Genomic DNA, 7,198 nt, shown 5'->3' on the forward strand with positions numbered 1-7,198 from the left:
GGACCTCACTGCGTCGGCGAGGCGCCCCCTCCGGGCTCGCATTACTCGCCCACCTCCCCCAAAACTGCTGGGGAGGTTGGGGTGGGGCAGGGACTGGGGATCGGCGACATGGATTGAGCTGCGTCCGACGGCGCCCCCCTCCCCCGGCCCCACCCCCTTCGTTCCTCACGGAGAGGGGAGAATTCGATCGCGCTGCGGACGGGTCCGGGCTGCGTCCGCGGGCGCCCCCCTCCTCCCGGCCTCTCCCCCATAAACTGCATGGGGGAGAGGAGGATTCGATCCCGCTCCGGATAATCTGTCGGGCGCGTCACCCTCCCCCGCGCTGTTTGCGGGGGAGGGCCGGGGTGGAGGGCGCCCGCCGACGCAGCTCGACCCCCTTCGAACCACCCCCATCCCTGCCCCACCCCAACCTCCCCAGCAGTTTTGGGGGAGGTGGGCGAGTAATGCGAGCCCGGAGGGGGCGCCCGCCGGCGACGCAAAGAAGGGGCGGTCCCGCGCAGGAACCGCCCCTTCTTCTCGCCGCCGATCCAGCTTTTACGCCGTCGATCCGCCCAGTCGGCACCGGCCGAAGCCGGCGCCCGCGGATCAGGCCGCGCTGACGCCCAACAGCTTCTGCAGCTCTTCGGGCGAAAGCTCCTTGGAGGCGTGCTTGCCCATGCGGCGGCCGCGCGAGGCGCGCGCCTCCTTCTTGGACTCGGGCATGGTGACCGTGGTCACCTGCTCCTCGCCAAACTCGCCGGTGCTCTCGTCGGCAAAGACGCTGAAGCCGGGCACGTTCACCCGCGCGATGCGGTAGCCCAGCAGGTGCTCCACCGCCGCCACGTCGCCGATCTCGCCGCCCGACATGAAGGTCATGGCCACGCCCTTCTCACCCGCGCGCGCCGTGCGGCCCACCCGGTGCACGTAGCCCTCGGGATCCTTGGGCGCGTCGTAGTTGATGACGTGGCTGATGCCCTCGACGTCGATGCCGCGCTGCGCCACGTCGGTGGCCACCAGCACCTGCACCTCACCGGCGCGGAACGCCTCCAGCGCGCGCACGCGCTGGGTCATGTTCCGGTCGCTGTGCATGATCTCGACCTTGAGCCCCGCCCGCGCCACCGCCGAGCCAATGCGGTCGGCGCCGAACTTGGTGCGGCTGAACACCAGCGCCGTCGTGACCTCGGGCTGCTTGAGGATGCGCAGCAGCAAGTCGGTCTTCTTGCTGGTCTCCACGGGGTAGACGAACTGCTCCACGCCCTCGGCGGTGGTGACCTTGGGGGCCGCCTCGACCGTGACCGGGTCGCGCAGCATCTCGTACGCCAGCGACTTTACGGAGTTGGGCATGGTGGCGCTGAAGAACAGCGTCTGGCGCCCGGTGCGCCGGCAGCGGCGCAGGATCTGGTCGATCTGGGGCTTGAACCCCATGTCCAGCATGCGGTCGGCCTCGTCCAGGACGAGCACCTCGACGTTGGACAGGTCCAGGTTGCCGCGCTCCAGGTGGTCGTTCACCCGGCCGGGCGTGCCCACCAGGATCTCGACGCCGGCGCGCAGGTCGCGCATGTCGGCATCCACCTTGGTGCCGCCGTACACCAGGCCCACGAACAGCTCGCTGCCGCGGGCGTACTGGCGGGCGTTGTCGGCCACCTGGATGGCCAGCTCGCGGGTGGGGCACAGCACCAGGCAGCGCAGCCCCTCCATCCCGCGCAGGCGGTGCAGCGTGGGAAGGATGAACGCGGCCGTCTTGCCGGTGCCCGTGGGGGCCCGGCCCAGCACGTCGCGGCCTTCGAGGGCGGGGGGGATTGCCTGCTGCTGAATCGGCGTGGGCGTCTCGTAGCCCAGCTCGGTAACGTTACGCACCAGCTCCGGTGCGAGGTTCAACTCGGTGAATCGCATTCGTTTCCTTGAGTGTGTCTGCAGTGGCCCGGGCTCTTCACTTCCGGGTCCGATTGCATCGCGTGTGGTTTTCTGTTTTCGCGCTTTTTCACGTAAACCCCGTAATTTAACAGGAGTTGACGTTTTGCGCCATGTGTGGAGCTGCTTTTCGTCCACATCCCCCAACACCGGCATCGGCGGGGGCCCTCACCTGCGGCAATGGCGAATGAATTCGCTGCAACAACCACACGAAGTCCGCCTTCGCGGACAGGCGGGTGTGGGGCAGAGGCAAGTACCTGCCACGTTGCCGGTTGTGAGTAAGACGGCAATGAGTGGCCGTCAACACGGGATCGAATTCTCCCCTCTCCGTGAGGAACGAGCGGGGAGGGGCCGGGGGAGGGGCACCCCCGCGGGCGCAGTTCGATCCCGTTCGTCGAGCTGCTGGTCCCTGCCCTGCCCCAACCTCCCCCAGCAGTTTTGGGGGAGGTGGGCGAGTAATGCGAGCCCGGAGGGGGCGCCCGCGGGCCGCACCGGAGCCGGCCGCTCGATGAGATGCATCCCCCTCCCCATCCCACCCGGCGCACCCCGCCCGCCCTTGCTAAAAATCCCGCATCGGCGGCAAACTGGTGTGTCCACTCCCGGCCACGCTCCGCCCGCACCGCGCGGGCGCGGGGCCGGCACAATCGCCACGGCGGCAACCGCCCCCGTGGCCCATCGATGGAGGCTGCATGATCCCATCCCCCGCCCGGGCGCTGGCTCTGGCGCTGGCGGTGCTGGCCGCCGCGGCGCCCGCGGCCGCGCAGGGCGCATCGACCGTCGACATTCCCTTCGAGACGTACCGGCTGCAGAACGGCCTGCGCGTGGTGCTGGCGCCCGATCCCGCCACCCCCGTGGTGGCCGTGAACCTCTGGTACGACGTCGGCAGCCGCAACGAGCGGGAGGGGCGCACCGGGTTCGCCCACCTGTTCGAGCACATGATGTTCGAGGGAAGCGAGAACGCGCCTCAGGGCGAGCACTCGCGGCTGCTGCGCGCGGCCGGGGCGGGCAACCTGAACGCCAGCACCAACGAGGACCGCACCAACTACTACCAGGTGGTGCCGCCCAGCCGCATGAACCTGGCGCTGTGGCTGGAGGCGGACCGCATGCGCGCGCTCAACGTGACGAGCGAGCAGCTGGCAAACCAGCAGGAGATCGTAAAGGAAGAGCGCCGGCTGCGCATCGACAACGCCCCGTACGGCGCCTCGCTGCTCCTGTCCTCCACCGGCCCGTACGACCCGCAGGGGTGCTTTTCCTACGGGCACTCGGTCATCGGATCGATGGATGACCTGAACGCCGCGCGCATCGAGGACGTGCAGCAGTTCTTCCGTACCTACTACGCGCCCAACAACGCCACCCTCACCCTGGTGGGCGACTTCGAAGCCGCCGCGGCGCGGCGGCTGGTGCAGGAGTACTTCGGCACGATTCCGTCCGGCCCGGCGCCGCCCCCGGTGGAGTGCAACGAGCCGTTCCGCAACCTGCCCCGGCGCGACACCATCCGCGACGCCAACGCCACCCTGCCGGCCATCATGGCCACCTACGGCGCGGTGCCGCTGACCCACCCCGACAGCTACGCGCTGGAGCTGCTGGGCATCATCATGGGTGGCGGCACCAGCTCGCGCTTCAACCAGCGGCTGGTGAAGCAGGAGCGCGCCGCCTCGGTCGCCGTGCTCTTCCCCGACCTGCGCCGCGGCCCCGGGGTGGTGAAGGCCCTCGCCCGCGGCAACCAGGGGGTGGACGCCGGCCGGCTGGAGCAGCTGATCGACGAGGAGATCGCCCGCGTGGTGAGCGGCGGGGTGACGGACGCGGAGCTGCAGCGCGCCAAGAACCAGACGCGCGCCCGCTTCATCCGCTCCATGCAAACGGCCATGGGCAAAGCCGAGGCGCTGCAGCGGTACACGCTCTACTTCGGCGACCCGGCGACCATCCGCACGGCGATGGACCCCTACATGGCGGTGACCGCGGCAGACGTGCAGCGGGTGGCGCGGCAGTACCTGCGCCCCGAGAACCGCGCCGTCGTCATCACCCTTCCCGGCCGCGGCCAGTAAGGAGGCTTTCGATGAAGCAGACATTGATTCGACTGGCCGCGCCGGCGCTGCTGGCCGGCGTGCTTCCCGCCGTGGCGGCCGCGCAGGCCTCGCCGCCGCCCCCCATGGAGCAGCGCCCGGTGCGCTTTCCCACCTTCACCGAGTCGGAGCTCCCCAACGGGCTGCGGATTCTGGTGGTGGAAAACCACGCGTTGCCGGTCGCCAACCTGAACCTGTACGTCCGCTCCGGTTCGTCCTCGGACCCGGAGGACAAGCTGGGCGTGGCGGCCATGACCGCCGGGCTGCTGGACAAGGGGACCACCACCCGCACCGCCGTGCAGATCGCCGATACGGTGGAGGGTGTGGGCGGCTCCATCGTCGCGGACGTGGACCAGGACAACCTGACGGCCAGCGTGAACGTGCTGAGCGACCAGCTTCCCCTGGCCTTCGAGCTGCTGAGCGACGTGGTGCTGCGCCCCACCTTTCCCGCGGAGGAGCTGGAGACGGTGCGCGGGCAGCAGCTGGCCGCTCTGCGCGCCGCGCTGGGCAGCCCGGCCACGCTGGCGTCGCGGACGTTCGAGCGGCAGGCGTTCGGCACGGCGCACCCGTACGGCCGGCGCTCCGTTCCCGCGACGGTGTCGGCGATCACGCGCGACGACGTGGCGGCCTTTCACCGCGCGCACTTCGTCCCGCGCAACGCCATGCTGGTGGTTTCGGGCGACGTGACGCCGGCGCAGGCGCGGGAGATGGCCGGCCGCTTCTTCGGCCAGTGGTCGGGCGGCGCGGCGCCGGCGGACGCGTATCCCGCCCCGCCGGCGCGGGAGCGGGCCGAGATCTACCTGGTGCACCGCCCCGGCTCGGTGCAGTCGTCGCTGTTCGTGGGGCACCCCGGGCTCACGCCCGACAACCCGGACTACTACGCGGTCCAGGTGATGAACATGGTGCTGGGGCTGAGCGGCGACTCGCGGCTCGAAATGGTGCTGCGCGGCCAGCACGGCTGGACGTACGGCGCCCGCTCGCGCTTCAGCCGCCTGCTGGGCGGCGGCGCCTTTTCGGCCAGCACCGACGTGCGCGTGGCGGTAACCGACAGCGCGCTTTCGGAGCTGATGGTGCAGCTGCGCCGCATTCGCGCCGAGCCGGTGCCGCAGGAGGAGCTGGACCGGGCCAAGAGCTACCTGGTGGCCTCGTTCCCCGGCACCGTCGAGACGCCGGCGCAGGCGGCCTCCAGCCTGGCCGCCACGCGGCTGCTGGGGCTGCCGGCGGAGCACCTGACGCAGTACCCGCAGCGCGTGGCCGCCGTGACCGCGGCCGACGTGCGGCGCGTCGCCGGGCAGTACCTGCAGCCGGACCACGCGGTGCTCGTCGTCGTCGGCGACGCCACGCAGGTGCTGGGGCGCCTTCGCCCCATCGCGCCGGTGACGGTGTTCGACGTGGAGGGGCGTCCGGTGGATCCCGCGACGCTTCAGCCCGCCGGCGGGGGCTGAAGGAAGAAGGCCTGACAGGGAATAGGGAATAGGGAATTAGGGGACAGGGGACAGCCGGCAACGGCGGGCCGGATGCCGCTACTGCTGGTCAAGGTCCATCAGCCGGGGTCTGCGCGGCAGGTGGGGAACTCAGTCGGCGTCAGCGGAGTCGGGGGGGAAGCATCTCCGTCGCTCCGCTGGCCCGGTGGGAATCCGGACGTAGTGATGTTTGTGGATGGATGGACGAAAGCCCTCCCCCGGCGCGCGGGGGAGGGCTCTTCGTTCAACGGTCGTTCGACTCGACCGCCGGATCAGTGGGCGATGCCCCACCGGCGGTGGAAGTCCTCGTGGATGGCCCGGCACTCCTGCCGCACCTGCACCTGGTAGCGCAGGTCAAGCGGACGCTGCGCGGCGCGCTCGCGGCACTGGCGGTCGTGCGTGGCGTGAAAGGACCGGTGCGACGAATCGTACGAGCCGCTGTTGCGGTCGTCGTAGCGCGTGTTGGTCCGCGTGCTGGTGCCGCGCTCGTACGTGGTGCGCGTTTCCCAGCGGCGGTCGCGGTCGTCGTAGCGCTCCCATTCGCGCGAGCGGCTGTTGTAGCGGCAGTTGGCCGCGGTGTTGTGCGGGTTGCCGCGGCCCTGGCACCAGCCCGGCGGCACCCGCCGCTCGCTGCGGCGCTCAAAGCGCGGCTCGTCGCGCTGCTCGCGGCGGTCGCGGTCACGATCGCGATCGTCGTTCTTGTTCTTCTGCGCCACCGCGGGCGACGCGGAAAGCGCCGCGACCAGCGCAAAGGCGAGCGGAAGGTTGAACCGGGTGATGCTCATCTGTGTGGCTCCATGTTCGGTAGATGCTCCGAATCTCGGTACGCCAGACGAGCAACAGCGATGCCAAGTCACGAAATCGCAATCACATAAGCAACTGCTTGGGTTTTCTGGATTCTGATACGGTGTCACCGGCGCAACCGTCCTCGGGCGGGGACGGGGCCGTTCCCGCCCGCGGGACAGGTGCGGTTGGATGATGACGATGGAAACGCGCCGCGAAGAGGATGCGGACGGCTACGGCTGCTCGGGCGCCTGGACCGGCATGCGCGGACGCAGGCGCCGCGCGGGGACGAACCAGAGGAGCGCGCAGGCGGCGTACACCTCGCGCGCGAGCCCGGCAAAGGGCGGGATGGCCAGCAGCAGGAGGAACGCCGCCACGCCGGCGAGGGTGCGGCGGCGGTTGCGGCGCAGCGTCTGGGCGGCGGCGCGGCGCTCCATCAGCCCGGTGATGTCGCCGCGGCGCTCGCTGACCTCGGCCAGGCCGGTGGCGGCGGTGGCCTCGGCGGCGTTCAGGGCCAGGCGCGTCAGTTCGCGCCCCAGGCGCGACACCAGCGCCAGGACGCCGAAGACGGCCAGCAGCAGCAGGACGAGGGAGAGGAGTTCGCGGCTCACGCGTTCAAGTTTGTGCGATGGAGGGCGGGGGGCGCAAGGAGTGAACGGGTGAAGGGGTGAAGGGGTGATTGGAACCGCGTGGCGGATGCGAGCAGAGCGCGGAGGTGTGTCGGGCCGGGTTGCCGGTGTCAGGCGGGTCGAGGTGTCGAGCGGGGTGTGGTGTCGGGCGGGTGAACCCGCGGCTGGAAAAGCGGGAAGCCCCGCGAACGGCGCGGGGCTGCACCTGCTGAGCAGATCGCGCTGCACCCGTCCGCGAAGGCGGACATCGCGTTTTCCCAGCCGCGAATTCATTCGCCCGGCGGCCGGCGCGCGGAATGCACCTGCTGAGCACAGATCGCGCTGCACCCGTCCGCGAAGGCGGACTTCGCGTTTTCCCAACCGCGAATTC

The 7,198-nt window shown here is 70.5% G+C and carries 5 protein-coding genes; 2 read left to right on the top strand and 3 right to left on the bottom strand.

Annotation, left to right across the window (positions count from 1 at the left end; genetic code table 11):
• Nucleotides 1-585: 585 nt before the first annotated feature.
• Nucleotides 586-1,836: a DEAD/DEAH box helicase gene (locus VGC13_RS05280; protein WP_331124171.1), complete on the bottom strand. Its 1,251-nt coding sequence runs from the start codon at nt 1,834-1,836 to the stop codon at nt 586-588.
• A 743-nt stretch (nt 1,837-2,579) separates the two neighbouring features.
• Between VGC13_RS05280 and VGC13_RS05285 the strand changes: the two genes are divergently transcribed.
• On the top strand, nt 2,580-3,935 hold the full coding sequence (locus VGC13_RS05285; protein ID WP_331124172.1) for a pitrilysin family protein: 1,356 nt from the start codon (nt 2,580-2,582) through the stop codon (nt 3,933-3,935).
• Nucleotides 3,936-3,946: 11 nt separating this feature from the next.
• Complete coding sequence (locus VGC13_RS05290) at nt 3,947-5,398, top strand: pitrilysin family protein (protein WP_331124173.1); 1,452 nt, start codon at nt 3,947-3,949, stop codon at nt 5,396-5,398.
• A gap of 290 nt (nt 5,399-5,688) precedes the next feature.
• On the opposite strand, the gene VGC13_RS05295 is transcribed toward VGC13_RS05290, so the two are convergent.
• Entirely contained in the window at nt 5,689-6,201 is a 513-nt protein-coding gene (locus VGC13_RS05295; protein WP_331124174.1) for a hypothetical protein, read from the bottom strand.
• 231 nt (nt 6,202-6,432) lie between these two features.
• Nucleotides 6,433-6,810, bottom strand: coding sequence for a hypothetical protein (locus VGC13_RS05300; RefSeq protein WP_331124175.1), 378 nt, complete (start codon nt 6,808-6,810; stop codon nt 6,433-6,435).
• Nucleotides 6,811-7,198 lie beyond the last annotated feature (388 nt).

This window comes from Longimicrobium sp. (genome assembly GCF_036399255.1).
Lineage (GTDB): Bacteria > Gemmatimonadota > Gemmatimonadetes > Longimicrobiales > Longimicrobiaceae > Longimicrobium.